Genomic DNA, 25,359 nt, shown 5'->3' with positions numbered 1-25,359 from the left:
CGCCGAACCGCCGGCGCGCTCAGTCCCGTCGGCTTCGGTGGCCGGGGTTCCAGTCGGCGTCAAGCGCCTCGTGGGTGAAGGGGACGGCGTCCTCGCCGGCGTAGGTGGCGACCAACTGGCCGTCGCCTTCGAGGTAGTACTTGTAGGTCGTCAGGCCTTCGAGACCGACCGGGCCGCGGGCGTGAATCTTGCCCGTCGAGATGCCCACCTCGGCCCCGAGACCGTAGCGGTAGCCGTCGGCGAATCGGGTCGAGGCGTTGTGGAAGACGCTGGCGGCGTCGACGCCGGTCATGAACGTCTCCGCGCGCTCGGCGTCGTCGGTGACGATGGACTCCGTGTGCTTCGAGCCGTGGGCGTTGATGTGGTCGACCGCGTCGTACAGGTCCGAGACGACCTTGACGGAGAGTTCGAGGTCGCCGTACTCGGTGTCCCAGTCGTCGTCGGTCGCGGGGTCGATATCGACGTGTTCGCGGGTCGCCTCGTCGCCGCGGAGGACGACGCCCTCGTCGCGGTAGCGCTCGACGACCGCGGGCAGGAAGTCGGCCGCGATCGCCTCGTCGACGAGGAGCGTCTCGACGGCGTTGCAGACCGCGGGGTACTGCACCTTCGCGTCGAGCGCGATGTCTTCGGCCATGTCGAGGTCGGCCGCCTCGTCGACGTAGACGTGGCAGATGCCCTCGGTGTGGCCGAGCACGGGAATCTGGGTGTTGTCCTGGATGTAGCTGACGAACTCCGAGGAGCCGCGGGGCATCACGAGGTCGACCATGTCGTCGAGTTCGAGCAGGCGGTCGACCTCCTCGTGGGCCTCGATGAGCGTCGCCCAGCCGTCCGGCAGGTCCTCGGTGGCGGACAGAATCGTCTCGTACAGCACGCGGTTCGACTCGCTCGCCTCGCTGCCGCCCTTGAGGATGACGGCGTTGCCGGACTTCAGCGCCAGCGCGGCGATTTGGACGAGCGCGTCGGGCCGCGACTCGAAGATGGTCGCGACGACGCCGATGGGAACAGAGAGCTTGTACAGTTCGAGGTCCTCGTCCAGCTCTCTCGCCTCCAGCGTCTCCCCGAGGGGGTCGTCCTGTTCGGCGACGGACTCGACCATCCCGGCGATGTCGTCGAGTTTCGCCTCGTCGAGTTTGAGGCGGTCGACGAGCGCCTGCGTGTACTCGCCGTCCGCGAGCATCGCCTCGGCCTCCTCGACGTCCTCGCGGTTGGCCGCGAGAATCGCCTCGCTGTTGTCGCGGATGGCGTCCGCGATGGCTCCGAGCGCGGCGTCGCGGTCGGCCGCGTCGACGTTGGCGAGGCGGAGCGCCGCCGACTGTGCCCGTTCGACCTGCGCGGTCGTGTCTCGCTCAGTCATCGGTCTCACCGTCGATGGGCAGGAACATTGTTCCCACCGATTCGCGCTCGGCTATCTTCGCCAACACGTCGGGTTCGGTCGACTGCGCGATGACGGCGGGGATGCCGTACTCGGCGGCGTCGCGCGCGCCCCGGACCTTCGTCTGGATGCCGCCGAAGCCGCCGGTCGAACTCGCGGTGACGACGTCCTCGACGTCGCTGTAGTTGTCGCCGACGACTTCGATGCGCTCGGCGTCGGGGTCCTCCTTCGGGTTCCCGGTGTAGACGCCGCCAACGTCGGTGAGCGTCACGAGCAGGTCGACGCCGATGCCGACCGCGATGTTCGACGAAATCATGTCGTTGTCGCCGATTTGGAGTTCCTCCGTGGCGACCGCGTCGTTCTCGTTGATGATGGGCACGACGCCCCACTCCAGCAGCGTCTCGACCGTGTTCCGGAAGTTGGTGAACCGCTCGGGGTTCTCCAGGTCGTGCTGGGTGATGAGAATCTGGGCGACCTTCCGGTCGTAGCGCTCGAAGCTCTCCGTGTAGCGGTGCATCAGGAGACTCTGACCGACCGTCGACAGCGCCTGCGACGCTTCGAGGGTGTCGCGGTCCGCCGTGGGATGGTCGAGTCGGCCGATGCCGGCACCGACCGCGCCCGAGGAGACGAGCAGCACCTCCTTACCGCGCGAGAGCAGCGATTCGATGTCGTCGACGAGCTTGTCGAGCTTGTCGTCGTCGAGGTTGGAGTCCTCGTCGGTCAGCGAGTTGGTGCCGGCCTTGACGATGACGCGGTCCGCCTCGGCGGCGGCCTCGCGGGCGGCGGCGACCGCGTCGGCGTCGGGCTCGGCGACCTCGGACGTCTCCGCCGTCTCCGTCGTCTCGCTCAGTTCACTCATCGGCGAACTCCTCCGCGAGCTCCTTCGACCGGCGCTCGGCCGCGACCACCGCCTCGGTGACAGCGTCGTCGGCGGCGCTGTCCCAGAGGACCTCCATCCCCTCGATGGTCGTCCCGTTCGGCGAGCAGACCGCGTCGATGAGTTCGTCGGCGGTGCGGTCGTCCTGGACGACGGTCTCGGCCGCGCCCTTGAACGTCTGGGCGGCGAGAATCTCGGCGTCTTCCTCGGAGAGTCCGCCCGCGACGCCGGCCTGCGTGACGGCCTCGATGAGATAGAAGACGAAGGCCGGTCCGCTGCCGTTGACCGCGGTCGCGATGTCCATCTGCGACTCCTCGACCTCGACGAACTCGCCCACGTCCGAGAGGAGTTCGCGGACCTCGTCGGTCAGGTCGCCGGTCGCCGCCGCGGCCATGTCGCGGGTCTCGGCGGCGAGGTTCGGCATGATGCGGACGACGCGGGCGTCGGTGCGCGCCTCGACAAAGGAGGTCGGCACGCCCGCGGCTATCGTGACGAGCGTCTGGTCGGGAGACAGGTCGAGTTCCGAGAGAACGGCCCCGACGATGTCGGGCTTGACCGCGACGAACACCACGTCGGCCTCGGCGGCGCGCGACACGTCGTCCGTCGTCTCTTCGCAGTAGTCGGCGACCGCGGCGAGGGCGTCGGGGTCGAGGTCGCAGGCGATGACCGAGTGGCCACCCGCCTTCCAAAGCCCGGTGAGGAGGGCGCTCCCCATGTTTCCACAGCCGATAACGCTCGTTCGTACCATTGGTGCTGACTCAAGGTACGACGCTCAGATAGTAACTGCGTTCCGGTCAAGCCATGCCAAACCTAAAAACGAGTTGTCAGTTCCGGGGCCGTGACGGGGCCGCCTTACAGCGCGCCCTGCCGGTAGATGAGGTTGCGCTGAATCTCGTTCGCGCCCTCGTAGATGACGGGGATGCGCGCGTCGCGGTACACCCGCGAAATCTTGTACTCGTTGAGGACCGACCGGCCGCCGTGGAGTTGCATGCCGCGTTCGGCCACGTCGACCGCCGTCTCGGTCGATTTCGTCTTGGCCGCGGCCGCCCAGAAGCCGGCGTCCTCGCCGTTTGCGACCTTCTCGGCGGCGCGCCAGTTGAGCGCGCGCGCCGCCTCGAACTCCATTCGCATGTCGGCGAGGATGTGCTGGACCGCCTGGAACTCCGAGACGGTGCGCCCGAACGCCCGCCGGTCGTGAACGAACTCCCACGCCTCCTCGATGGCGGCGGCCGCGAGACCGAGGCTGTGGCCGCCGACGACGACCCGGCCGTGGTTGAAGAAGTCCGCGAGCATGTAGAAGCCGCCGCCCTCGGTGCCGATGAGGTTCTCCTCGGGCACCTCGCAGTCGTCGAAGACGATGTGCCCCTGCTTGGACGCGCGCATGCCCATCTTCTCGGGGATGTGTTCTGCCTCGTAGCCGGGCGTGTCCGTCGGCACGACGAACATCGAGTAGTTCGAGTAGCGGTCGTCGGTGTCGGCCGTCTTGGCGTACACCGTCAGCCAGTCGGCCTCGACGGCGTTTCCGACCCAGTACTTCTCGCCGTTGAGGACGTAGCCGCCGTCGGTCTTGTCGGCGGTCGTCTCCATGCCGGCCATGTCGGAGCCGGTCTGCGGTTCGGACACCGCGAGCCCCGAAAGCTGTTCGTTTTCCGCGACCGGGCGGAGCCACGTCTCCTTCTGTTCCTCGCTGCCGTAGTCCTCCATAATCTCGCACCCGAACGAGGCGAGCTGGAGCGTCAGCGCGATGCCGGCGTCGGCGCGGTAGAACTCCTCGGAGATGGCGAGCATCTGCTGGAGGTCGAAGCCCTTCCCGCCGTACTCCTCGGAGATGTCCTGCGCGACCAGCCCCGCGTCCATCCCCGCCTGGAGGACCTCGTGGGGGTACTCGCCGGACTCGTAGTAGTCCGCCGCGACCGGTTCGATGTGCGCCTCTGCGAACTCGCGGGCCTCCCGCTTGAGGTCGCGGGCGTGTTCGGGTACGATGGAGTCGTCGAGAAGGTCCATACCGCGCTATCGGATTGTACAGTAAAAATAGTGTATGGAACTAGTATAAACTTCAAACTAGTTTCTTGTTAGATGGGTCGGCCGAGCCGCCGTCACTCGTCCGACGGGGCCTCCGAATCGGGCGTCTTGCCCTCGATGAGCGACGAGTCGTCGTACCGCTCGCGGAGCACCTTCTTGTCGAACTTTCCGGTCGCGGTCTTCGGCACCTCATCGATGAATACGACCTCGTCGGGGGCCCACCACTTCGGGAACTCGTCTTCGACGAGCGCGACGAGGTCGGCCTTCAGCGCGTCCTCGTCGACGCCGCTCTTCGGGACGATGAAGGCGACGGGGCGCTCCTGCCAGCGCTCGTGGGGGACGCCGATGACGGTCGCCTCGGCCACGTCGTCGTGGGCCATGATGCTGTTTTCCAGTTCGAGCGACGAAATCCACTCCCCGCCGGACTTGATGACGTCTTTCGCCCGGTCGACGATTTGGACGTAGCCGTCTTCGTCCACGGTGACCACGTCGCCGGTCTTCAGCCAGTTACCCTCGTAATCTTCCTCGTTCGCGTCGGGTCGCTCGAAGTACTCGGTCGTCACCCACGGGCCGCGCACCCACAGTTCGCCGAACTCCTCGCCGTCCCACGGGACCTCGTTCCCGTCGTCGTCGACGACGCGCATCTCAAGCCCCGGCGCGAGCAGGCCCTGTTTAGCGCGCTTTTCGTACTGTTCTTCGGCGGGGAGGTCCTCCATCCCCGGCTTGAGGTGGGCGACGGTCCCGACCGGCGACATCTCCGTCATGCCCCACGCGTGGAGCACGTCCACGTCGTACTCCTCGTCGAACCGCCGGATGACCGACTTGGGCGCGGCCGACCCGCCGATGACGATGCGTTCGAGCGACGAGACGTCCGCGTCGTGCTCGTCGAGGTAGTCGAGCAGGCCGAGCCACACCGTCGGCACGCCCGCGGTCATCGTCACGCCCTCCTCCTCGATGAGTTTCGCGAGGTCCTCGGGCGTCGGCGACGGGCCGGGGTAGACGTGTTTCGCGCCCGCCGCGGTCGTCGAGAACGGCAGGCCCCACGCGTTGACGTGGAACATCGGGACGACCGGCATGATGACGTCCTTCGCGCCGATATCGAGGCCGGACTCGGGGAGCGTCGCCATCGTGTGCGCCCACAGCATCTGCTGGGAGTACTCGACGCCCTTCGGCTGACCCGTCGTCCCCGAGGTGTAACACATCCCCGCCGGCTGGTCCTCCGGGAGGTCCGGCCAGTCGTACTCGTCGGGGTAGCCGGCGACGAACGACTCGTAGTCCGTCACCGGGGACAGACCCACGTCGTCCGGCACTTCGGAGGCCATCACGACGAACTGCTCGACCGAGGCGAACGCGTCTTCGTCGACCGCGCCGGCGAGTTTCGGCGCGAGCGACGGGTCCACGAAGACGAGGCGGTCCTCGGCGTTCTCGACGATGTACTGGATGTGGTGGTCGGGCAGAAGCGGGTTGATGGTGTGCAACTGCGCGCCCATCGACGGCACGCCGAAGTACGTCTCGAAGTGTCGGTTGTGGTTCCAGCAGAACGTCGCCACCCGGTCGCCGTCCCCGATGCCGGCGTCCGAAAGCGCCCCCGCGAGCCGTGCCACGCGTCCCTCGTACTCCGCGTACGTGTAGCGTTCCAGCCCTTCGGCGGTCCGAGAGACGATTTCGCGGTCCGGATAGAGCTTCCCCGCGCGCCACAGGAACGGCCGAAGCGTCTGGTTGGTAGCACCTACCATACCATGCCCTTGCGTCAAAACGTAATGATTGTTTGGAAACGACCCGCCGAGACGCGGGCTGTGGATTCGGCGTCACCCGCGGGCGCGTTCACTCACTCGTCGCGGTCGAAGGCGAGCTCGTCGCCGTCGTCCCCGTCGTCCCCGTCGTCCCCGTCGTCCCCGCCGTCGCCGTCATCGGTGTCGCTCTCTGCGCTCTCGGCGTCGCCCACCGCGCTCTCGGCGTCGTCGTGTTCGTCCCCGTCGGCGCTCGCCTCACCGTCGTCGTCGACGCCGCGTTCGGCGTCCGCGACCGTCGCGTCGGCGCCCTCGTCGGTGTCGCTCGCGGGCGTCGCCTCGCCGCCGTCGCCTTCCGAACCGACCTCGGGCGCGCTCGGCTCGTCGCGTTCCCCGGCCGCCGTGCGCTCCGGTTCGGCCTCCGCGACGGGCTCGGCCGCGACCAGCCGCTCGCGGACCGCCTCGCGGTCGACCGTCCCCGAAACGGTCCGCGGGAGTTCGTCCGCGGTCGCGACCAGTCGCGGGCATTTGAACCCGGCGAGTCGCTCGCGGCAGAAGTCGTCGAGGTCGTCGTCGTCCGGCGGGTTCTCCGGGTCCGCGGGAACGACGAGGGCGGCGACGCGCTCGCCCCACTCGGCGTCGGGGACACCGAGCACGGCGGCGTCGTCCACCTCGGGGTGGTCCCGCAGGACCGCCGCGACCTCGCCTGGGTCGACGTTCTCGCCGCCGGTGATGATGCGGTCGTCCTTCCGGTTCAGAACGTACAGGAGTCCGTCGTCGTCGCGGTAGCCGATGTCGCCGGTCCGGAGGCCGGCGTCGGTGAACGCCTCGGCGGTCGCCTCGGGGTTCCGGTAGTAGCCGGGCGAGACGGTCGGCCCCGAGACGACGAGTTCGCCCGGCGTGCCGGGTTCGACGGGGGTCCCGTCCTCGTCGACGACCCGGAGGTCGGTGAAGTAGAGCGGCCGCCCGACGGTCCCCACGTCGGCGAACGCCTCCCGCGGGGTCGCGGTGGCGACCTGCGACGCCGTCTCGGTCATGCCGTATGTCGGGTGGACCGGCACCGAGTAGTTCCGACAGCGCTCGACGAGCTCGTCGGGGGCGGGCGCGCCGCCGAGGAGCACCACGCGGAGCGAGTCCGAGAGCGTCCCCCTGCTGTCGAGCATCCGCTTGAGCATCGTCGGCACGAGCGAGACGGCCGTGACGTCGTACTTGCCGATGTCGTCGGCCGCACCGCCGGCGTCGAACCCCTCGCGGAGGACGACGGTCGACCCGTACAGCGGGCCGCGGAGGATCGGACCGATGCCGCCCATGTGGTGCAACGAGAGCGTGACGAGCCACCGGTCGTCGGGAGAGACGCCGAGTCGGAACGCCCCGGCGACGGCGTTCGCGAGTAGGTTGCCCATGGTGAGTTTCACCGCTTTCGGCGTCCCGGTCGTCCCCGAGGTGAAAAGCAGGAGCATCGTCTCCGAGAGGGACCAGCCCGCCGGTTCGACTCGCTTCGGCGCGATGGACGAGAGGTTGATGACGCCCTCCCACCGCGGGTCGTCCACGGAGACGACGGGCACGTCGGTCGTGGCCTCGACCGCCGTCGACTCGGTGGACTCGCCGCAGACCAGCGTGGTCACGTCCGCGAGTTCGACGTTGCGACCGATTTCGTCGGCGGTGAGTCGGTCGCCGAGGGGGACGAGCACGGCCCCGAGCCGCGTCGCGGCGTGGATGAGTCGGACGTAGTCGACGCCGGGGTCGAGAACGACGCCGAGGTGGTCGCCGGCCTCGACACCGAGGGCGGCGAGCTGGCCGGCGGTCTCGTCGACGAGCGCGTCGAGTTCGCGGAAGGTCCACGAGTCGCCGGTCGCGGCGTGGATGAGCGCCCGGCGGTCGGGCGTCGCGGCGACCCGGTGGGAGAGCCAGTCGCGCATCGGCCCGGCGAACCCGCGGCTCTCGCCGGCGGCTGCGGCGTCGTTGTCGGTCGAATCGGTGTTGATCGAATCGGAGTCGGCGGCGTCGGCCGCGTCGTCGGGAGAGTCGCCCGTCATCGCTCAGTGCGAGACGAACTCGACGAGGACGCCGCCGGTGGACTTGGGATGCAAGAAGGCGACCTCGTGGCCCCACGCGCCGGGGCGCGGCTCCTCGTCGATGCGGTCGACGCCGGCGGCCTCGGCGGCCCGGAGCGCGCCCTCGATGTCGTCGGTCTCGACGGCGACGTGGTGGATGCCGCCGCCGCGCTTGTCGAGGAACTTCGAGATGGCGCCCTCCTCGTGGGGTTCGAGCAGTTCGAAGTAGCCGTTTTCGAGTTCGAGGAAGACGACCGACATGCCGTCGAACGTCTCCTCGTGGGCCACGGGCGCGTCGAACAGCTCCGCGAACAGCGCGGCCAGTCCGGCGGCGTCGGACGTGGCGATTCCGACGTGGTCGAAGTGCATGTCTCCAGTTCGTCGGGCGCAACGGATAAACCCAGACGGTTCGATATTCGTGTCATGATAGTAACTACAACGGAGTCGGTCGTCGGCCGCGACATCGAGGAGACGCTGGGAGCAGTCCGCGGGAACACGATACGCGCCCGGAACGTCGGCCGCGACATCACGCAGGGCCTCCGAAACATCGTCGGCGGCGAGCTCAAGTCCTACACCGGGCTGATGGCCGAGGCGCGCGACGAGGCGACGGAACGGATGATAGCCGAGGCGGAGGCGATGGGAGCCGACGCCGTCGTCGGCGTCCGGTACGTGACCGCCGAGGTGGCGCAGGGCGCGGCGGAGATTCTGGCCTACGGGACGGCGGTCACGCTCGTCGGCGGCTCCGACGCCGACGCGGAACCCGCGTCCGAGTCGAACGCCGACGTGGCGTGATCCGACGATGACGACAACGACCCGGCGCGCCGCCCGCGACCCGCGGCGGCTCGCACGCGGATTCGCCCGACTCGCCACGGACCGGGCCACGCTCGCCGTCTTCGCCGTCCTCGCGGCCGCGTGGGCGGTCGGCTTCTTCGAGGTGTTGCCGAAGGAGATTTGGGTCGTCGACTACCCCGCGCTCGTGGCCGCCTTCTTCTTCGACACGCTCGCGGCCAACGAGTTCGGCGTCCGCGAGACATCGGTGTTCTACCCGGCGCTCGCCGTCTTCGGCTACCTCCAAGCGATGGCCGTCGTGGCGGTCGCTCGTGGGCTTCGGCGTCGGTTCGTCGAATCCGGGGAGTGACGGGACGGAGCGAAACGAGTCGGGAACGGAACGGAACGGAACGCGGAAGGGCGCGTCAAGAGCGGGACGCGAGGGGTGAGTGGTCGCGGGGTGTGAGTGTCGGAGGTGCGCGAGCGGGGTCGGCGTGGGTTCACAGCGTTCGGTCGGGCCTCAGTCGCGGGCGGTCCGGGCGACCGTGACCTCGACGGGGACGCCGGGCACGTCGACCGTCAGCATCGAGCGGTCGGCCCGGGTGACGACGACGCGGGCGACGGCGACGACGGCGGCGACGGTGACGGCGACCGCGAGCGACGCTACGGGAAAGGTGACGACCGCGACGACCGCGGCCATCGACGCGAGCAGGACGGCCTGCGTCGCCAGCGAGGGCGCGGGTCGGTGATGGGAGGGGTGGTAGTCGGAGCCGGTACGACTGTCTCGGGGGCGTTGTCGTGACATTCGTCTGGTGAGGTGGACAATCGGATGCGATACCGGGGGCTCTCCGGTCGGAGAGCCCCGCAACGCGACGGCCGCCACTACTCGAAAAACCGAGCGGCTGGTGGCGCGAACCTCGCGCCGACTGACGGCGACCGGGCGTGTGACGGGTTTAGAATCCAGTAAGCGGCATCATAAGCCTCGGTTGTGGTCACTCGGGGGGTGACAATAAAACTGGTCAGTCGGGTGAAAGTATAAATTATGTGTCTCGTTGGCACGGAACGGGGAGGTCGTCGGCGCTGGTCGTTCGGGAATGGCGCGGCTGACTCAGGCCATACCGGGTTCGTACTCGCCGAACTCCTCGCGGAGGACGCCGCATATCTCGCCGACGGTCGCGTACGCCTTGACCGCCGTGACGATGAGCGGGAGGAGGTTCTCGTCGCCGTTCGCGGCGGCGCGGATGTCCGCCAGGGCGGCCTCGACGGCCTCCTCGTCGCGGTCGTCCTTCCGGGCGTCGAGCGACTCGACCTGCTTTTGTTCTTCTTCCTCGGAGACCTCTTGGACCTCGACGGTCGGCTCCTCGTCCACCTGGTACTCGTTGACGCCGACGATGACGCGCTCGCCCTCCTCAATCTCGCGCTGGCGCTCGTAGGCCACGTCCTGAATCTCCCGCTGGACCCACTGGTTCTTGACGGCGTCGAGCATCCCGCCGCGGTCGTCCACCTCGTCGAGCAGGTCGAACGCCTCGTCTTCGATGTCGTCGGTCAGCGCCTCGACGTAGTAACTGCCAGCCAGCGGGTCGATGGTGTCCGCCGCGCCCGACTCGTGGGCGAGAATCTGCTGGGTGCGGAGCGCCGTCCGGACCGACTTCTCGGTCGGCAGCGACAGCGCCTCGTCCTTCCCGTTGGTGTGGAGCGACTGCGTGCCCCCGAGGACGGCCGCCAGCGCCTGATATGCCACCCGGACGACGTTGTTCTCGACCTGCTGGGCGGTGAGCGTCGAGCCGCCGGTCTGGGTGTGGAACTTCAACTGCATCGACTTCGGGTTCTCCGCGCCGAAGCGCTCTTCCATGATTTTCGCCCACATCCGCCGGGCGGCGCGGAACTTCGCCACCTCTTCGAGGATGTTGTTGTGGGCGTTGAAGAAGAAGGACAACTGGGGGGCGAAGTCGTCCACGTCGAGGCCGGCGTCGACCGCGGCCTCGACGTACTGGATGCCGTTGCCGAGGGTGAACGCGACCTCTTGGGCGGCGGTCGACCCGGCCTCGCGGATGTGGTAGCCGGAGATGGAGATGGTGTTGAACTTCGGCGTCTCCGCCGCGCAGAACTCGAAGATGTCCGTGATGAGCCGCATCGACGGCTCCGGCGGGAAGATGTAGAGGTTCCGCGCGATGTACTCCTTCATGATGTCGTTCTGGATGGTGCCGCGAAGCTCCTCGCGGGGGACGCCCTGCTTGTCGCCGAGCGCGACGTACATCGCCAGCAACACGGCCGCCGGGGCGTTGATGGTCATCGACGTGGAGACCTCCCCGAGGTCGATGCCGTCGAACACCGTCTCCATGTCGTGGAGGCTGTCGATGGCGACGCCCGACTTCCCGACCTCGCCGGCGGCCATCATCGCGTCGGAGTCGTAGCCCATCTGCGTCGGCAGGTCGAACGCGAGCGACAGCCCCGACGAGCCGTTGTCGATGAGGTAGCGGAACCGCTCGTTCGTCTCGGCGGCCGTCCCGAAGCCCGCGTACTGCCGCATCGTCCAGAGCCGCCCGCGGTGCATCGTCGGATACACCCCGCGCGTGTAGGGCTTCTCGCCCGGGAAGCCCACGTCCTCGTCGTAGTCCACGTCGGCGTCGTCGGGGGTGTAGAGCCGCTCGACGACGTTGCCGCCCGTGTCCGTCGTGAACTCCTCTTTGCGCTCCCCGAAGCGGTCGAGGGTCGGCCCCAGCGTCTCCTCCTCCCACTCGGCTTTCGCCTCCCGAATCTCTTCGAGCTCGTCGGGATCAAACATGGTCGAAGATGTGGTTCGTCTCTACTTAAGCGTACGCGGGTCGGTGGGTACGCCGTCGCCGACCGCGGGCCGCAGAACCGTCCGCGACAGCACCCGAAAACCCGGCCGCGGCGACCGATTTTATGTCCCTCGCGCGCCCTGCTTCCGCATGGACATCTTGAGCGACGAGACGCGGCGGTTCCTCGCGGCGACCGCGCCCGAACACGACGCGGTACAGGCCGAGATGGCCGCCTACGCCGACGAGCACGGCTTTCCCATCATCGGTCCCGAGGCGGGCGGCGTCCTCCGCGTCCTCGCGCACCTCGCGGACGCGACGCGGCTGTTCGAGTTCGGCTCCGGCTTCGGCTACTCCGCGACGTGGTTCGCCGAGGGCATGGCCGACGACGCCGAACTCTACCTGACGGAACACGACGCCCACGAACTCGACATGGCGCGGGACTTCCTCGACCGCGCCGGCCTCGCCGACCGGACGACCTTCCTCGAAGGCGACGCGCTCGACCTGTTCGAGGGCGTCGACGGCGAGTTCGACCTCGTGCTCTTGGACCACCAGAAGCACCGCTACGCCGAGGCGTTCGACCTCGTCTCTGACCGCGTCGCCGAAGGCGGCGTCGTCGTCGCCGACAACGTCATGCGCGGCCCGGTCGACTTCGGCGCGCTCACCGACTGGAGCGAAGGGCAAGCAGAGGCCCTCGACGGGGCCGACGCCGACACCCGCGGCATCGCGGCGTTCCTCGACGCGGTCCGGGCCGACCCGCGGTACGAGACCATCGTCCTCCCGGTCGGAAGCGGCCTCTCGGTCAGCACGCGGGTCGAGTGAGCCCGCGACCGCCGGCGCGCGTACCGCCCGCCGCGCACCGACGTTCGCCACGCTTTTGAGCGCTCACCCCGACGCTTCGGGTATGTTTGGAGGCGGCGGGATGAATCCGCGCAAAATGCAGCAGATGATGAAGCAGATGGGCATCGACGTGACGGAGCTCGATGCCGAGGAAGTCGTCATCAAGACGGCCGACGAGGAACTCGTCTTCAGCGACGCGCAGGTCACGCGCATGGACGCGCAGGGCCAGGAGACGTACCAGATCGTCGGCGAACCCGAGACGCGCGCGCTCGGAGCCGGTGACGACGGCGGCGACAGCGGCGACGGCGACGAGGCCGCCGACGAGATTCCGGCCGACGACGTGGCCATCGTGGCCCAGCGCGCCGGCGTCCCCGAGGACGAGGCCCGCGAAGCGCTGGAGGCCGAAGACGGCGACCTCGCCGCGGCCATCGCGCGACTGGAGTGATACTCCTCGTCCACGGCGACCGGGAGTACCTCCGAGCGCCCGGCGACGAACTCCACACCGACCTCGGGATGCTCACCGTCCCCGAGGACGTCGAGGCCGGCCAGACGCTCGAAACCCACATCGGCGAGGAGTTCCTCGTCCGCGAGCCGCGCGGCCCGGACCTCTTCAACCACTTCGAGCGCACCGGCGCGCCGATGATGCCGCGAGACATCGGCCTCATCGTCGGTCACACGGGCATCGCGGCCGGCGAACGCGTCCTCGACGCGGGGACCGGCACGGGCGTCCTCTCGGCGTACCTCGGTCGCCTCGGCGTCGACGTGACGACGTTCGAACGCGACGCCGAGTTCGCCGACGTCGCCCGCGAGAACATGCGGCTCGCGGGCGTGGAAGACCGCGTCGACGTCCGCACCGGCGACATCACAGACGAGGTCGACGACCTCGCGGACGCGGCGTTCGACGCGCTCACCCTCGACACCGAGAACGCGCCCGAGGTCGTCCGCCACGCGCCCGACCTGCTCGTGACCGGCGGCTACCTCGCCGTCTACTCCCCGTTCGTGGAGGGCACGCGCGCGGCCGTCGAAGCCGCCAGAGAGGCGGGCCTGTCGGACGTGGAGACGTTCGAGACGATTCAGCGACACATGGACTTCAACGACCGGGGGTCGCGCCCCTCGACCGCCGGCGTCGGCCACACCGGCTATCTCGTGTTCGCCCGCAACGAGTGAGCGGGTCCGACCCGGACGGGCCAGCCTCTCTTTCGGCCCGACTGTGTCGCCTCACTCGACGCCGCGAATCACGCGAAACAGCTCTTCTCTGAAGCGTTCGGGGTCGATTGTCTCGCGGAGCGACGCGGCCGTCTCCGCGTCGCCGCTGCGGACCTCGCGGGGGTACGCGCCGCCGGTCAGGAGGAACTCGCCGTCGACCGGCGTCACCGCGAGGTAGGCGTCGGCCGCGAGTTCGACGCCCGCGAGTTCGACGGTCGCGGTGTACCGAACCACGTCGGCCTCCGCGTCCATCCCCGCCCCGCTGGCGGAATCGGTCTCGTCGTCGTCACCGCCGCCGACTCGCACCCGGAGCGTCCGCGACTCGACGCGGCGGACGTCCGAGAAGCCGCGGGCTTCGAGGCGCGACCGGAAGCCGGCGCTCGCGCGCTTGCCGACGAGTTTCGTCAGCGCCTTCGACGGCGGCGTGTGCGGTCGGATTTCGAGGCGGCTGGCGAACAGAAAGCGCCACGGGCCGTCGGCGGTCGCCGGGACGCGCTCGCGGATGGCGGCGTCCTCGTAGACGACCGTCCGGGCGACGACGCTGACGGGACCGAGTTCGAACGGGCGGTCGGTCGCGTCGTCGACGCGGACCCACCCTTCGAGCGGCGGGAGCGCCGGCGGGGCGAGCGCGTCGGACATACCCCGCGTTACGGACGGAGGGCTGAAAAAGGCGAGTCGCTCAGTGGTCGTCTTCGCGCCACTTGTGGTCGCACTCGACGCAGGTGAAGAAACGCGTCTCGGACTCGTCGGCCGAGCGAATCTGCTTCATCTCGTAGCGCGCCACGTCGTGGCCGCACTTCGGGCAGATGGCCTTCGTCGTCGGGCCGATGTCGGCGTTGTCCACGTCGGACATGTCGACGACCTCGCTGGACTCTTGGCCCTCGGTCGTGACCATCGACTTCTCCTTTTCGCTGTCGCGGGCTTTCTCGTGGCCGTTCGGACAGACCCAGACGCCGTCTTGCGGCGTCATCAGGGACCCGCAGTCGTCGCAAAACTCCATGAAGTACGTCCTACCGCTTGAGGGACTTAAGCGTCAGGATTGCGATGCGCTCGCGGGGTGCGCGCTGAAAAAAGCCCGGGGAAGCGGAGGCTCAGGCGTCGCCGTCGGACTGCCCCGGTTCGCCGAGCGCCTCGACCGGCATCGCGTTGTTCAGTTCGTAGTACAGGTCCTTCGCGTCGGCGAACTCGGCCGTGAGGCAGTTTCCGACCAACTCACCGAGGTCGGCGTTCCCGTCGGCCATGAGCACCGTCACACCGTCGAGGGCGGCCGCGGCGTCCCGGCGCGAGACCGGGTACGACAGGTCTTCGAGGCGGGATTCGACGCGACCGAGCGTGATGGATTCTTGCACGATTATTCATTATACATAGAGCGTATTAGCAGTTGTAGGAGCCGTGTTAGCACGGCTACGTTGAGGAATCGGTGATGCTAACCGGCCGATTCCGTCAGAGAAAGAGGGTCTCAGTCGGGTTCTATTCGAAGTCGGGGTCGCGCTTGTCGAGGAACGCCTCCATCCCCTCGCGCTGGTCGTGGGTTCCGAACAGGCCGCTCCAGACCCGCGTCTCGAAGTCGAGCGCGGCGTCCCGGGGCGCGTCGTGGGACATGTTGATGGCGGCTTTCGCGCCCGCGAGGGCGTGCCGCGGCTTCGACGCGAGGTCCGCGGCGAGGTCCTCGACGTGCGATTCGAGTTGGTCGTGGGCGACGACTTCGCCGACGATACCGTACTCGTGGGCGTCGCTGGCGTCGATGCGCTCGCCGAAGAAGATGAGCCGCCGCGCGACTTCGTCGCCGACGAGCGCCGGGAGGCGGACGCTCCCGCCCCACCCGGGCATGATACCGAGGTCGATTTCGGTCTGCCCGAGGAGCGCGCGCTCGGAGGCGACCCGGAGGTCGCACGCCAACGCGAGTTCCATGCCGCCGCCGAAGGCGTAGCCGTTGATGGCCGCGACGGTCGGAGCGGGGAACTCCTCCAAGCGCGTCGCGATGCGGTGGCCCTGCTCGGCGTAGTTCTGCGCGGCGGGCGTTCCGATGTCTTTCATGTAGCCGATGTCCGCGCCCGCGACGAACGCCTTGTCGCCCGCGCCGGTGAGGACGACCACCCGCGCGCCGCCGTCTTCGGCCTCGTCGAGCGCCGCTTCGAGCGCGTCGAGCGCGTCCGCGTTGAGCGCGTTCATCTGCTCGGGGCGGTCGATGGTGATGGTCGCCACGTCGCCGTCCCAGTCGAGTCGGAGGGTGTCCCAGCTCATACTCGGGGCGACGCAAGGCACAGGGATAATAATTAACGTTCGGCGGTCGCGCTGAAGAATCCAGAACAACGTTATACCCCCTCCGTCGAATCCACCGATATGACGCTCTCCGACGAGGCGAAAGAACGCCTCGCCGACATCGTCCGGCTCCAGCCGACGAAGAACAAGGAGTTACAGAACCGCTGGGACCTCGAAAGCGGGAGCGAAGTCCACCGCTACCTCGAATCCGAGCTCAAAGACTACTACTACCGCGACGACAACAGCCTCATCCGCGCGACGGCCGAGGCCGCCGAACTCGTCGGCGTCGAACCCGGCGTCGAGGGCGACGACGAGGCGGAGTCCGTTCCGAGCGTCATCCGCGTCCCCTCGCTCGAAGCCCGCGTCTTCGAGGTCGTCGCCGGCCCCGACGAGCGCTCCGAGAGCGTCGTCAGCGTCCTCAACAAGCTCCGCGAGGAGTTCGACATCGACCCCGACGTGGACGACGTGCGCCGCGCGCTCCAGAGCCTCCGCCGCAAGGGCGTCATCGAGGTCGTCTACCGGACCGTCCCCACGTTCCGCCTCGCCGTCGAGCGCGACGAGGTGGACGTGGAGGTCGTCTGACCGCCCGGCTCCGCGATGCTATTCTCGCCGCTCGAACACCAGCGCGTAGTGGTACGGCGGAACGTCGATTTCCGCCGTCACCGCGAGGTCGGTCGCCTCTTCGACCATCGCCGCGGTCTCCTCGGGACCGAGTCGCAGGTCGGTCGGCGGGCCGCGGGGCTCGCCTGCCACGGTCGTCTCCGACCGGGGCAGGGGTCGCCAGTTGACGACGACGAACCGGCCGCCGTCGGCGAGGACCGACTCGACTTCCGTCAGGAACTCGTCGCGGTCGTCGACCCCGTGGAACGCGTTGGCGAAGAGCGCCACGTCGACGGGGTCGGAGAGGTGCGCCGATAGCTCGCGGGCGTCGCCGCGGACCGTCGCCACGTTGTCGATGCGTTGCTGGTCGGCGAGATGGTCGAGTTCCGCGAGGAGGCCGTCGTCGAGGTCGACCGCGTACACCGGGGCCGGCGCGACGATTCGCGCCGCGGGGAGCGCGAAGTAGCCGTTTCCGCAGCCGATTTCGGCGACGGTGTCGCCCGCCGACAGCCCGAGCTCCCGAAGCGTCTCGCCCGGCGTCGGCCACAGTTTTCCCCACCAATCCCAGTCCGGCAGACTCGTGTTCTGGAACCGTTCCATATCGGTCGGTCCGAGGGGCGCGAAGTTAGGCGTTCTCACTGCCGCGCTCGGCCCGGTCTCTGGCGCGCTCGCGTCTGGCTTCCAGAATCCGGCGCACGCCCTTCCCCGGGCCTCCCTCTATAGGCCAGCCCTTCATCCGCCACGACGGCGGCTCCGGCTCGAACGACGGACACGAGTGGGCGCACTCGCGCTGGCTCTGATAGCAGTCTTTCGCGGCGCACCGCGGGACGAGCGCCCGGCCGCGCCGGTCGAGTTCGAACTGCCGGCAGTCGGGCCGCATCGTGTCCACGTAGCTCCGCCAGCCGCGGTCGTAGGCGCGCTCGGCGAGGACGAGTCGCCGCCGGGCGTCCGCCGGGTCGGGCGACAGCGAACTCGGGTGCCACAGCACCTCCGCCGAGTCGCCGTCGACGCCGAGGATGCCGACTTCGACCGGCAGGTCCTCCAGTAGGGCGGGTTCGACCCGCCGGCCCGTCACCTCGGTGGCGACCCAGACCTCGTCGGCGAGCGCCCGCGACACGTCGTGGTCGAGTTGGTCGGCGAGCGCGCGGGCGGCGCTGGCGTCGAGGTCCGGCTTGTTCTCGATGGCGACGACGCGCTCGACCCAGTCGGGGTACGGGGCGGTCCGGCGGTACTCGACGCGGTTCCGCGAGCCGCGGCGCTTCTCGACGAGTCCGAGCCCCGCGGCGCGATGGACCGCCGGCACGACGTGTCGCCACGGGAAGTCGGGTTCGGGGATGGCGTCTCGGTACCACGCCCACTCGGCGGGCGCGTGGCGGACGACGCGCAACAGGTCCGAGTCGAAGCCGTCGGTCGAGAGGGCGCGCCGGGCGGCGAACGCCTCGGGGTCGACCTCCACGACGACGGTGTCCCAGCGGCGCTCTCGGGTGCCGAGCTGTCGGGCGACGAACGCGGGGCGCGGGCCGTCGGGGTGCCACGCGCGCTCGGCCCAGCGGCAGACCCGTAGCTCGAAGGCGAACTCGGGGTCGCGGTCGCTGTCGGCGGCGTCGCTCACGACCGGGAGTTGCGGCGGGAAGCCGAAGACGTTTCGGTCGGGCGGCTTCGGCGTCCGGCCCGACGACGCCGCGGGCGTCGCCGCCTGCGCCGACGCGCGGCGCTGTCGCTCGCGGGCGTCGCGTTTCGGGCGTCGGCCGAGTCGGCCGACGCTACTTCAGGTACTTGTGTTCGCCCTCGTTTTTCGCGGCGAGGTCGTCGAGGAACTCGTGGGCGCGCTCGAATATCTCGCGCGGGCCGTCCTGCGTGATGGTGTTGATGGCCTGCTCGTAGTCGCGCCACTGGAGGTCGCGGTGCTCCGTCGAGAGCTCCGCGGACGCCTCGAACGACCGCGCGATAAAGAGGTGGACCGTCTTGTGAATCGTCGTACCGTTCGCCTCGAAGACGTAGCTGTAGTCCTCGCGGAAGCCGTCGATGAGGCGGAAATCCTGGATTCCAGCCTCCTCTTTGACCTCCCTGATTGCCGTTTGCTGAAGCTCCTCGTCCCCTTCGACCCCGCCTTTCGGGAACTCCCAGTCCCCGGGACGGCTCTTCAGGAGTAAGTACTCCCTCCGGCCGCGGGTGTCGCGGAAGAGAATGGCTCCAGCGCTGACCGCTTCGACTGCCATTACCTGAAATAAACGTGCCACCCTTTAAGAGGGTATCGGAGGCTGTAGCGGGTTCGCACGGTCGTTCGTTCGGGATTCGGGTGGCGGAAGCCCGGAGTCCCCGGTTCGTGTAGATGCGCTTTTACCGTCGGAGCGTGCAACAACCAGTAGTACCCAGCTATGGCCTTCGTCACAAAACTCACCTTTCAAAGCGGTGATAAGGCGGTCCTCGACCGAGTGGTCGACGACCTCAAGCAGTTCGTCGAGCGGAAGGGCGCGGAGTGCCGCGGCCCCCACTCCGACCAGCCGAAGCAGGTGAGCGTCCCGCAGTACCGGACGCTCCAGCCCGGCGACCAGTTCTCGTCGTGGTCCTACCCCGTCTACACCCGTCGGCTCGAAATCCACGGCGCGGACCAGATCGCCCGCGAAGTCGGTCTCAAGGAGTTCCCCGACAGCGTCCACCTCGAAGTCGAAGTCGAACAGAAAAAGCCGCTCGGCCACCGCCGCTGACGGCGGTCGCGGAGCGCGAACGAAGACGCGGGTCTGCGCTTTTTGTCCGTTTTTCGACCGCTCAGGCGTCCGGCCCGAGCAGTTCGACCACGTCGCCGGTGCCGACGTGGTTGGTCGCGTCGAACGACGTGACCTCCAGTCGAACCTTGTCTTCGACGGCCGCGTCGCCGCCGTCTTCGACCCGGATGACCGAGTCGCCGACGCGGACGGTGAGGCCGTCGCCGTTGCGCTCGCTGACGTAGGCCGTGATGACCTCGCCGGGTTCGAACGTCGGCGTCGCGGTGCGGAACGTCCAGCCGGCCAAGAGCTTGTTGAGGCGGCTCATACGCGGCTCACCTCCTCGCTCGTGCGGTCGGAGACGTACTCGCGGCCGTAGCCGGTCCACGCGGCGAACAGGAACACCGCCACGAGGAACCAGCCGTGGAAGACGTAGGGGAAGACCGACGCGGGGTTCACGAGCATGTCCGCCGTGAACCACGGCGTCGCCTCGCCGCCGACGAGGCCCTGCATGGCCCCGTAGCCGGCGAGCAGGCCGCCGCCCCACGGGAAGATGTAGCCGAGCGCCGAGGTGTTGGCGTCGAGGATGTTGGCCCGGCGGTAGCCGTTGATGTTGAAGCGCTTGCCGAGGGTGGCGATGTAGGGCGCGATGGCGATTTCGGCCGCCGTGTTGATGGTGACCGTCGCGTTGACGAGCGCCGTGCCGACGACCATCGTGGTCTCCGCGCGGCGGACCGTCGTGGCGACGCGGTCGATGACGAGCTCCTGAATCGCGTCGAAGCCGCCGCCGGCGCGCATGATTTCCGCGCCCGCGACGAGCAGGAGCGTCAGGACGATAAGCGGGAAGAAGCCGGCCGCGCCGGAGTAGACGCTGCCGCCGACGCCGACCTGCCCCGCGGGGACCGTCTCGACGACGGCACCGATGAGCGGGAGCGCCTCGACCGCCTGCGTGAGCCCGTTCTGCGGCGCGCTGAACAGGAGCATGTTCCCGGCCGATACGTCCACGAGGTTCGCCGCGCCGAGCGCGACGTTGAACGCCGCCGCGAGGAGCAGGCCCCACGAGACGGCTTCGATGATGTGTCGGCCGCGGACGGCGAGGACGATGACCACGGCGATGTCGAGCAGGTGGACGAGCCCCCACGGCGACACCGACGCCGAGACCTCGCCGGCCACGTCGACGTGCGGCATGCCGCCCCAGACGCCGGGGATTCCGAAGCCGGCGACGAGGTACGCCGCGATTGCGAGCGCCGCCGCGACGACGGCGTACTTCACGCGGGAGGCGACGACGCCGCCGATGTCGGCGTCCTGCGTGACCGCGGAGACGATGGTCGTGTCGCTGACGGGCGCGAGGTTGTCTCCGAACACCGCGCCGGAGAGAATCGCGCCGAACAGCAACACTGGGTTCGCGCCGAGGAGCAGCCCCGCCGGGAAGACGAGACTCGTGAAGGCGATTGCGGTGCCGTAGCCGGTGCCGATGCCGGTCGCGAGAAGCGCCGCGAGCAGGAACGTCACCGCCGGGAACAGCCCCGGACCGACGTTCAGGACCGTGGCCGCCCAGACGAGGCCGTCGACGAAGCCGCCGACCTGAATGGTCTCGGCGAACATGCCCGCCCAGAGCCACGCGACGACCGCCGTCGCGGCGACCCGACGGGTCATACCGGCGAAGATGACGTCCGCGTAGTCCTTCCAGTCCCCCCGGACGAACAGCAGTCCCACGATGAGTCCTGTCAGCATCCCCGCGACGAGGCCGGTCGTATCGCCGATACCGAGGATACCGCTCTGGAAAATCGCCCACGCGATGAACAGGGCGATGGGCAGGGCGCTCACGAGTCGCCCGCCGCGGAAACTGAGCTCGATGTCCGGTTCTTCTGGCATCGTTTGTCAGAGATTGACTGTTACATATAATAGGCACGAATTTCCTCCAACTATCGCCTCCAAAGTTGCGTTTCTCGCTCACGGGCCGTCGGGAGCGTTTATCACCGCCGGCGAAGAAGAGCCGAGACATGAGCAACCGAGCGACGATGGACGACCTCGTCTCGCTTCGCCGCGACCTGCACCGCCACCCCGAACCCGCGTGGTGCGAGTTCTACACCACCGCCCGCCTCGTCGACGAACTGGAGACGCGCGACCTCGACGCGCTCTACGTCGGCCCCGAGACGCTCGACGCCGACGAGCGCATGGCCGTCCCCGACGACGCCGACCTCGACGCGTGGTTCGAGCGGGCCCGCGAGGCCGGCGCGCGCGAGGACGTGCTCGACCGCCTCGCCGGCGGCTACACCGGCGCGGTCGCGGTCGTCGAACGCGGCGAGGGGCCGACCGTCGGCCTCCGCGTCGACATCGACGCGCTCCCCATCCCCGAGTCCGAGGCCGACGACCACCTCCCGGCCGCCGAGGGCTTCCGCTCCGAGAACGAGGGGTTCATGCACGCCTGCGGCCACGACGCCCACGCGACAATCGGCCTCGGCGTCCTCGACGCCGTCATCGACTCCGACTTCGAGGGGACGTTCAAGGTGTTCTTCCAACCGAGCGAGGAACAGGTCGCCGGCGGCAAGGCCGTCGCCGAGGGCGGCCACCTCGACGACGTGGACTACCTGCTCGCGCTCCACGTCGGCCTCGACCACCCGACCGGCGAGGTCGTCTGCGGCGTCGACGGCTTCCTCGCCGTCTCGCACTTCCGCGCCGAGTTCACCGGCGCGCCGGCCCACGCGGGCGCGAAGCCCGAGGAAGGAAAGAACGCGAACCTCGCGGCCGCGACGGCCACCCAGAACCTCTACGGCATCTCCCGGCACTCCGACGGCGCGACCCGCGTCAACGTCGGCCTGATGGGCGGCGGCACCGCCACGAACATCGTCGCCGAGGAGGCGTTCATCGAGGGCGAGGTGCGCGGCGCGACGACGGAACTCATGGAGTACGTCGAGGGCCGCGCCCACACCGTCATCGAGTCCGCGGCCGTCATGCACGACTGCGAGGTCGAAATCAACGTCGAGGGGAAAGCCCCGAGCGCCCGGAGCGACGACGCGCTCGCGGCCGTCGTCGGCGGCGTGAGCGAGGGCGTCGAGGGCGTCACCTCCATCCTCGACAGCGACGAACTCGGCGGGAGCGAGGACGCGACGTACCTCATGCAGCGCGTGCAGGACCGCGGCGGCCTCGCAGCCTACGTCGGCGTCGGCACCGACCACCCCGGCGGCCACCACACCCGGACGTTCGACGTGGACGAGGAAACCATCCGCATCGCCGTCGACGTGCTCGCCGGCAGCGTCGAGCGAATCGCGGCCGAGCGCCCCTGAGACGCGCCGAGAGCGCCGTTCGAGCCCGCTCCGGGCGGCTCGCCCCGCCGGAAACGACGCGCGGTCGCCCGAATCCGCCGCGGTAACCGCCAGCGGTTATTTGTCCCCCCCGTGCATAGCCGCCAGCGATGGGGCTCCTCGGAGGTGAATCGACCGAAGACACAGACCTGCGTCCGGGTCTCGCAGTCGTCGGCATCGCCGTCGGCGTCGCGGTCGTCCAGGTCGCCGTCTTCCCCGACAGCCCCGAGGTCCGGTGGCTTCGGTTCGCCGTCGAACTCCTCTTGGTCCCGATTCCCCTCGTCGGCGCGTTCGTCATCGGGAGCGTCCGCGACGTGCAGGCGGTCTGGCGGCCGCTGTACGTCGGGACCGCGCTGTTCGCCGTCTACGCCGTCACCGACGCGGTCGACGAGGTCGTCGCCCAGCCCGAGGCGTTCACGCTCGTCTTCGAGGACGGGGCGCTCCTCGTCGGGTCGGTCGCGCTCGCGGTCGGCGCGGCCCGGTGGTCGAACCACCGCGACGCCCGCGAGGCGGACCTGCGCAGCCGCAACGAGCGGCTCGACCAGTTCGCGTCGGTCGTCACCCACGACCTCCGCAACCCGCTGAACGTCGCCCAGATGCGACTCGAACTCGTCCGCGAGGGTCACGGGACCGACCACCTCTCGACGGTCGCCGACGCCCACGACCGGATGGAGGCGCTCATTCAGGACGTGCTGCAGCTCGCCCGCGTCGGCGAGTCGGTCGGCGACGTCGAACCCGTCAGCCTCGCCACCGTGGCCGCCGACGCGGTGACGAACACCAGCCTCGGGGCGTCGGGGCTCACCGTCGAGGCCGACGCGGAACTGCTCGCCGACAGGGGCCGACTCACCGCCGTCTTCGAGAACCTGTTTCGGAACGCAGTCGAACACGGTTCGACGGGCAACCGGACTGCGTCTGGTGACCCCGTGGAACACGGGTCCACGGGCAACCGGTCCCCGGCCGGCGACGCAGTCGAGCGCGGCTCGACGGGCAGCCGAGAGTCCCCCGACGATACCGCGGGCCGCGGCGTTCCGACGGAGAAGTCGTCTACCGCCGCCGACAAGAGCGCGGCAGACGCGGGGGGACGTCGGGCGATAGCCGACGCCGACGGTGGCACACCGGGCGTCAACGTCCGCGTCGGCCCGCTCGAAGACGGCTTCTTCGTCGAGGACGACGGCCCCGGCATCCCGCCGGAAGAACAGGAGCGCGTTTTCGAGTCGGGCTACAGCACCGACGCGCGGGGGACCGGCCTCGGTCTCGCCATCGTCGCCGGCGTCGCCGACGCGCACGGCTGGGAGGTGCGGGCGACGACCGGAGAAACCGGCGGGGCGCGGTTCGAGTTCCGAGGCGTCTCGTTCGCCGGAGAGACCGAGGTCAGTACTTCGGGTCCGCGCCGGTGAGCTCGTAGATGTCGTCCATGATGCGGTCCCGCTCGACTTTCCAGCCTTCGAGCGCGCTCGGCCGACTCGGATAGCGACCGTAGTGAGCCAGCAGTTCGTCGGCGAGGCGCTTGATTTTGAAGAACTCGTAAATCTGGCTCCAGTGGCCGTAGCTCGACGCCGCGGTCTGCGCGAGGAGCACGGGGCCGAACGAGGTCGTTCCGGAGTAGAGCGCCTCCGCCAGCTTCTCGCCGGGGATGGAGGCGATGAGCCCCATCAGGTCGTCCACGTCGACGGCGGTCGAGAGGATGTTGTACACGTCGAGGCTGGCGTAGCGGCCGCCGAAGTGGTCCATGACGCGCTGGTTGTAGCGCCACAGCGTCTCTTCGCTCACGTCGCCGGCTTCGAGCGCGATTGCGGCCTGCTCGCCGGCGTACTTCCCGGCGTAGGCCGCGCCGGCGATGCCGCCGCCGGTCGTCGGGTTGACGTGGGCCGCGGCGTCGCCGACGGCCATGTAGCCCGGCGCGGTCGCCGAGTCGTAGGGGCGGCGGGTCGGGAGGGCGGCGCCGAGCTTGTCGACGACCTCCGCGCCCTCGAATTCGGGGCGCTCGCGGAGGTCCTTTTTCAGGTCGTCGACGAGCTTCATCGGCTCTTCTGTCATCTGGAAGCCGAGGCCGGCGTTGATGGTCGTCTCCGTCCGCGGGAAGTACCAGACGTAGCCCGCGGCGACCTCGGCGGGCTTGAACACGAGCGCGTCCGACCACTCGACGGGCTCGGGGACCTCGACGACCTCGCGGTACGCCGACGAGAAGTGCTGGTAGGAGACGTTCGTGTCGAAGGTGGTCCCGGCGAAGTCCACCTTATCCTGGAGGAGCGACAGCGAGCCCGCGCCGTCGATGACGATGTCGGCGTCGTACTCGACGACCTCGCCGTCGTGTTTGCCGACGATGCCGGTGACGGTGCCGTCGTCGTCCTGTGTCACGTCTTGGACGACCGTGTCGTAGTGGAGTTCCGCGCCGGCTTCCTCCGCGCCCTCGATGATGAGCCGGCCGTACTCCCAGCGGTCGATGACGGCGAGTTCGCCGGGGACCGGGATGTCGAGGACGGTGTCCTCCTGCGGAATCTCGAAGCGGCCGTGGTCGACCTCGGTGTTGGTGAACGCGGGCTCGATTTTCGACTTCGGAATCGCCTCGGGGAAGGCGTCCGCGCCCTTCAGGGCGTCGCCGCAGGCGATGTGGCCCGCTTCCTCCGCGGGCTTTCGCTCGACGATGGTCACGTCGTAGCCCGCGTTCGCGATGGTGGCGGCGGCGTAACAGCCGGAGGTTCCCGCGCCGACGACCACCACGTCCACGGACTGGGTCCGTGGGCTCGCCGAGGAGTCCCCGGCGGTGTCGTTCTCGTCTGTGGACATGGTATCACCTCCATATCGCGGGCTGAAAACTCTTTACTCCCGCACCGACCG

28 protein-coding genes are annotated in these 25,359 nt (G+C 69.0%); 9 read left to right on the top strand and 19 right to left on the bottom strand.

Going from position 1 to position 25,359, the window contains the following annotated elements; translation table 11 throughout:
• Positions 1–19: 19 nt before the first annotated feature.
• The 7 genes from NDI65_RS01770 to mce form a co-directional block, all read right to left on the bottom strand.
• Positions 20–1,354, bottom strand: a complete 1,335-nt coding sequence (locus NDI65_RS01770; protein WP_089778074.1) for a glutamate-5-semialdehyde dehydrogenase — start codon at positions 1,352–1,354, stop codon at positions 20–22.
• Entirely contained in the window at positions 1,347–2,231 is an 885-nt protein-coding gene (gene proB, locus NDI65_RS01765; protein WP_310893285.1) for a glutamate 5-kinase, read from the bottom strand. Before proB ends, NDI65_RS01770 begins: the two co-directional genes overlap by 8 nt.
• Positions 2,224–2,997 (bottom strand): pyrroline-5-carboxylate reductase, encoded by a 774-nt coding sequence (gene proC / locus NDI65_RS01760; RefSeq protein WP_310893284.1) that lies wholly within the window; start codon positions 2,995–2,997, stop codon positions 2,224–2,226. The genes proB and proC overlap by 8 nt, the downstream gene beginning before the upstream one ends.
• A gap of 104 nt (positions 2,998–3,101) precedes the next feature.
• Positions 3,102–4,253 carry an acyl-CoA dehydrogenase family protein gene (locus tag NDI65_RS01755; protein WP_310893283.1) on the bottom strand — a complete coding sequence of 384 codons (1,152 nt, stop codon included), beginning with the start codon at positions 4,251–4,253 and terminating at the stop codon, positions 3,102–3,104.
• Positions 4,254–4,345: 92 nt separating this feature from the next.
• Complete coding sequence (locus NDI65_RS01750) at positions 4,346–6,007, bottom strand: long-chain fatty acid--CoA ligase (protein ID WP_089778066.1); 1,662 nt, start codon at positions 6,005–6,007, stop codon at positions 4,346–4,348.
• A 92-nt stretch (positions 6,008–6,099) separates the two neighbouring features.
• Positions 6,100–8,037 carry an o-succinylbenzoate--CoA ligase gene (gene menE, locus NDI65_RS01745; protein WP_310893280.1) on the bottom strand — a complete coding sequence of 646 codons (1,938 nt, stop codon included), beginning with the start codon at positions 8,035–8,037 and terminating at the stop codon, positions 6,100–6,102.
• 3 nt (positions 8,038–8,040) lie between these two features.
• Positions 8,041–8,424, bottom strand: a complete 384-nt coding sequence (gene mce, locus NDI65_RS01740) for a methylmalonyl-CoA epimerase (RefSeq protein WP_089778064.1) — start codon at positions 8,422–8,424, stop codon at positions 8,041–8,043.
• Positions 8,425–8,478: 54 nt separating this feature from the next.
• On the opposite strand from mce, the gene NDI65_RS01735 reads away from it, so the two are divergent.
• Complete coding sequence (locus tag NDI65_RS01735) at positions 8,479–8,847, top strand: YbjQ family protein (protein WP_089778062.1); 369 nt, start codon at positions 8,479–8,481, stop codon at positions 8,845–8,847.
• A gap of 7 nt (positions 8,848–8,854) precedes the next feature.
• Positions 8,855–9,193, top strand: a complete 339-nt coding sequence (locus NDI65_RS01730; RefSeq protein WP_089778060.1) for a hypothetical protein — start codon at positions 8,855–8,857, stop codon at positions 9,191–9,193.
• Between the two features lie 150 nt (positions 9,194–9,343).
• Here NDI65_RS01730 and NDI65_RS01725 read toward each other — a convergent pair whose 3' ends face one another.
• Together NDI65_RS01725 and NDI65_RS01720 are read right to left on the bottom strand one after the other, a co-directional pair.
• Entirely contained in the window at positions 9,344–9,628 is a 285-nt protein-coding gene (locus NDI65_RS01725; protein ID WP_226908723.1) for a hypothetical protein, read from the bottom strand.
• A gap of 303 nt (positions 9,629–9,931) precedes the next feature.
• Positions 9,932–11,608, bottom strand: coding sequence for a methylmalonyl-CoA mutase family protein (locus NDI65_RS01720; protein WP_089778058.1), 1,677 nt, complete (start codon positions 11,606–11,608; stop codon positions 9,932–9,934).
• 148 nt (positions 11,609–11,756) lie between these two features.
• On the opposite strand from NDI65_RS01720, the gene NDI65_RS01715 reads away from it, so the two are divergent.
• From NDI65_RS01715 to NDI65_RS01705, 3 genes are all read left to right on the top strand, one after another.
• Positions 11,757–12,425 carry an O-methyltransferase gene (locus NDI65_RS01715; RefSeq protein ID WP_089778056.1) on the top strand — a complete coding sequence of 223 codons (669 nt, stop codon included), beginning with the start codon at positions 11,757–11,759 and terminating at the stop codon, positions 12,423–12,425.
• An 82-nt stretch (positions 12,426–12,507) separates the two neighbouring features.
• A complete protein-coding gene (locus NDI65_RS01710; RefSeq protein WP_089778054.1) occupies positions 12,508–12,888 on the top strand; it encodes a nascent polypeptide-associated complex protein in 381 nt (126 codons plus the stop codon).
• Positions 12,885–13,610, top strand: a complete 726-nt coding sequence (locus NDI65_RS01705) for a methyltransferase domain-containing protein (protein ID WP_089778052.1) — start codon at positions 12,885–12,887, stop codon at positions 13,608–13,610. Before NDI65_RS01710 ends, NDI65_RS01705 begins: the two co-directional genes overlap by 4 nt.
• A 51-nt stretch (positions 13,611–13,661) precedes the next feature.
• Here the strand turns inward: NDI65_RS01705 and NDI65_RS01700 are convergent, their stop codons facing one another.
• From NDI65_RS01700 to NDI65_RS01685, 4 genes are all read right to left on the bottom strand, one after another.
• Complete coding sequence (locus NDI65_RS01700) at positions 13,662–14,288, bottom strand: DUF6517 family protein (RefSeq protein ID WP_089778050.1); 627 nt, start codon at positions 14,286–14,288, stop codon at positions 13,662–13,664.
• Between the two features lie 40 nt (positions 14,289–14,328).
• Positions 14,329–14,649, bottom strand: coding sequence for a transcription factor S (locus NDI65_RS01695; protein ID WP_008574128.1), 321 nt, complete (start codon positions 14,647–14,649; stop codon positions 14,329–14,331).
• Between the two features lie 91 nt (positions 14,650–14,740).
• A complete protein-coding gene (locus NDI65_RS01690) occupies positions 14,741–14,998 on the bottom strand; it encodes a hypothetical protein (RefSeq protein ID WP_089778048.1) in 258 nt (85 codons plus the stop codon).
• A 121-nt stretch (positions 14,999–15,119) separates the two neighbouring features.
• A complete protein-coding gene (locus NDI65_RS01685) occupies positions 15,120–15,893 on the bottom strand; it encodes an enoyl-CoA hydratase-related protein (RefSeq protein WP_089778046.1) in 774 nt (257 codons plus the stop codon).
• 99 nt (positions 15,894–15,992) lie between these two features.
• Between NDI65_RS01685 and NDI65_RS01680 the strand changes: the two genes are divergently transcribed.
• On the top strand, positions 15,993–16,493 hold the full coding sequence (locus NDI65_RS01680) for a DUF5797 family protein (protein WP_004969904.1): 501 nt from the start codon (positions 15,993–15,995) through the stop codon (positions 16,491–16,493).
• A gap of 18 nt (positions 16,494–16,511) precedes the next feature.
• Here NDI65_RS01680 and NDI65_RS01675 read toward each other — a convergent pair whose 3' ends face one another.
• The 3 genes from NDI65_RS01675 to NDI65_RS01665 form a co-directional block, all read right to left on the bottom strand.
• On the bottom strand, positions 16,512–17,111 hold the full coding sequence (locus NDI65_RS01675; protein ID WP_089778044.1) for a class I SAM-dependent methyltransferase: 600 nt from the start codon (positions 17,109–17,111) through the stop codon (positions 16,512–16,514).
• A gap of 25 nt (positions 17,112–17,136) precedes the next feature.
• The gene (locus NDI65_RS01670) at positions 17,137–18,123 is read right to left on the bottom strand and encodes a DUF5787 family protein (protein ID WP_089779872.1); all 987 of its coding nucleotides are present in this window, start codon (positions 18,121–18,123) and stop codon (positions 17,137–17,139) included.
• A gap of 151 nt (positions 18,124–18,274) precedes the next feature.
• Entirely contained in the window at positions 18,275–18,730 is a 456-nt protein-coding gene (locus NDI65_RS01665; RefSeq protein ID WP_004043548.1) for a bis(5'-nucleosyl)-tetraphosphatase, read from the bottom strand.
• A 159-nt stretch (positions 18,731–18,889) separates the two neighbouring features.
• Here NDI65_RS01665 and NDI65_RS01660 point away from each other — a divergent pair, with 159 nt between their 5' ends.
• Positions 18,890–19,219 carry an uS10/mL48 family ribosomal protein gene (locus NDI65_RS01660; RefSeq protein ID WP_089778042.1) on the top strand — a complete coding sequence of 110 codons (330 nt, stop codon included), beginning with the start codon at positions 18,890–18,892 and terminating at the stop codon, positions 19,217–19,219.
• Positions 19,220–19,280: 61 nt separating this feature from the next.
• Here the strand turns inward: NDI65_RS01660 and NDI65_RS01655 are convergent, their stop codons facing one another.
• Together NDI65_RS01655 and NDI65_RS01650 are read right to left on the bottom strand one after the other, a co-directional pair.
• Positions 19,281–19,544 carry a hypothetical protein gene (locus NDI65_RS01655; protein WP_089778040.1) on the bottom strand — a complete coding sequence of 88 codons (264 nt, stop codon included), beginning with the start codon at positions 19,542–19,544 and terminating at the stop codon, positions 19,281–19,283.
• Complete coding sequence (locus NDI65_RS01650; RefSeq protein WP_089778038.1) at positions 19,541–21,091, bottom strand: Na+/H+ antiporter NhaC family protein; 1,551 nt, start codon at positions 21,089–21,091, stop codon at positions 19,541–19,543. Before NDI65_RS01650 ends, NDI65_RS01655 begins: the two co-directional genes overlap by 4 nt.
• A 128-nt stretch (positions 21,092–21,219) precedes the next feature.
• Here NDI65_RS01650 and NDI65_RS01645 point away from each other — a divergent pair, with 128 nt between their 5' ends.
• The gene (locus NDI65_RS01645; RefSeq protein ID WP_310893266.1) at positions 21,220–22,503 is read left to right on the top strand and encodes an amidohydrolase; all 1,284 of its coding nucleotides are present in this window, start codon (positions 21,220–21,222) and stop codon (positions 22,501–22,503) included.
• Between the two features lie 128 nt (positions 22,504–22,631).
• Positions 22,632–23,918 carry a HAMP domain-containing sensor histidine kinase gene (locus NDI65_RS01640; RefSeq protein ID WP_089778034.1) on the top strand — a complete coding sequence of 429 codons (1,287 nt, stop codon included), beginning with the start codon at positions 22,632–22,634 and terminating at the stop codon, positions 23,916–23,918.
• Here NDI65_RS01640 and NDI65_RS01635 read toward each other — a convergent pair.
• On the bottom strand, positions 23,893–25,308 hold the full coding sequence (locus NDI65_RS01635) for a geranylgeranyl reductase family protein (protein WP_310893264.1): 1,416 nt from the start codon (positions 25,306–25,308) through the stop codon (positions 23,893–23,895). The genes NDI65_RS01640 and NDI65_RS01635 overlap by 26 nt on opposite strands.
• Positions 25,309–25,359 lie beyond the last annotated feature (51 nt).

Origin of the sequence: Haloferax sp. S2CR25 (assembly GCF_031624535.1) — an archaeon.
GTDB lineage: Archaea > Halobacteriota > Halobacteria > Halobacteriales > Haloferacaceae > Haloferax > Haloferax massiliensis.
Note: the sequence above shows the minus strand (reverse complement) of the source record. Positions and strands in the feature narration are given on the sequence as shown.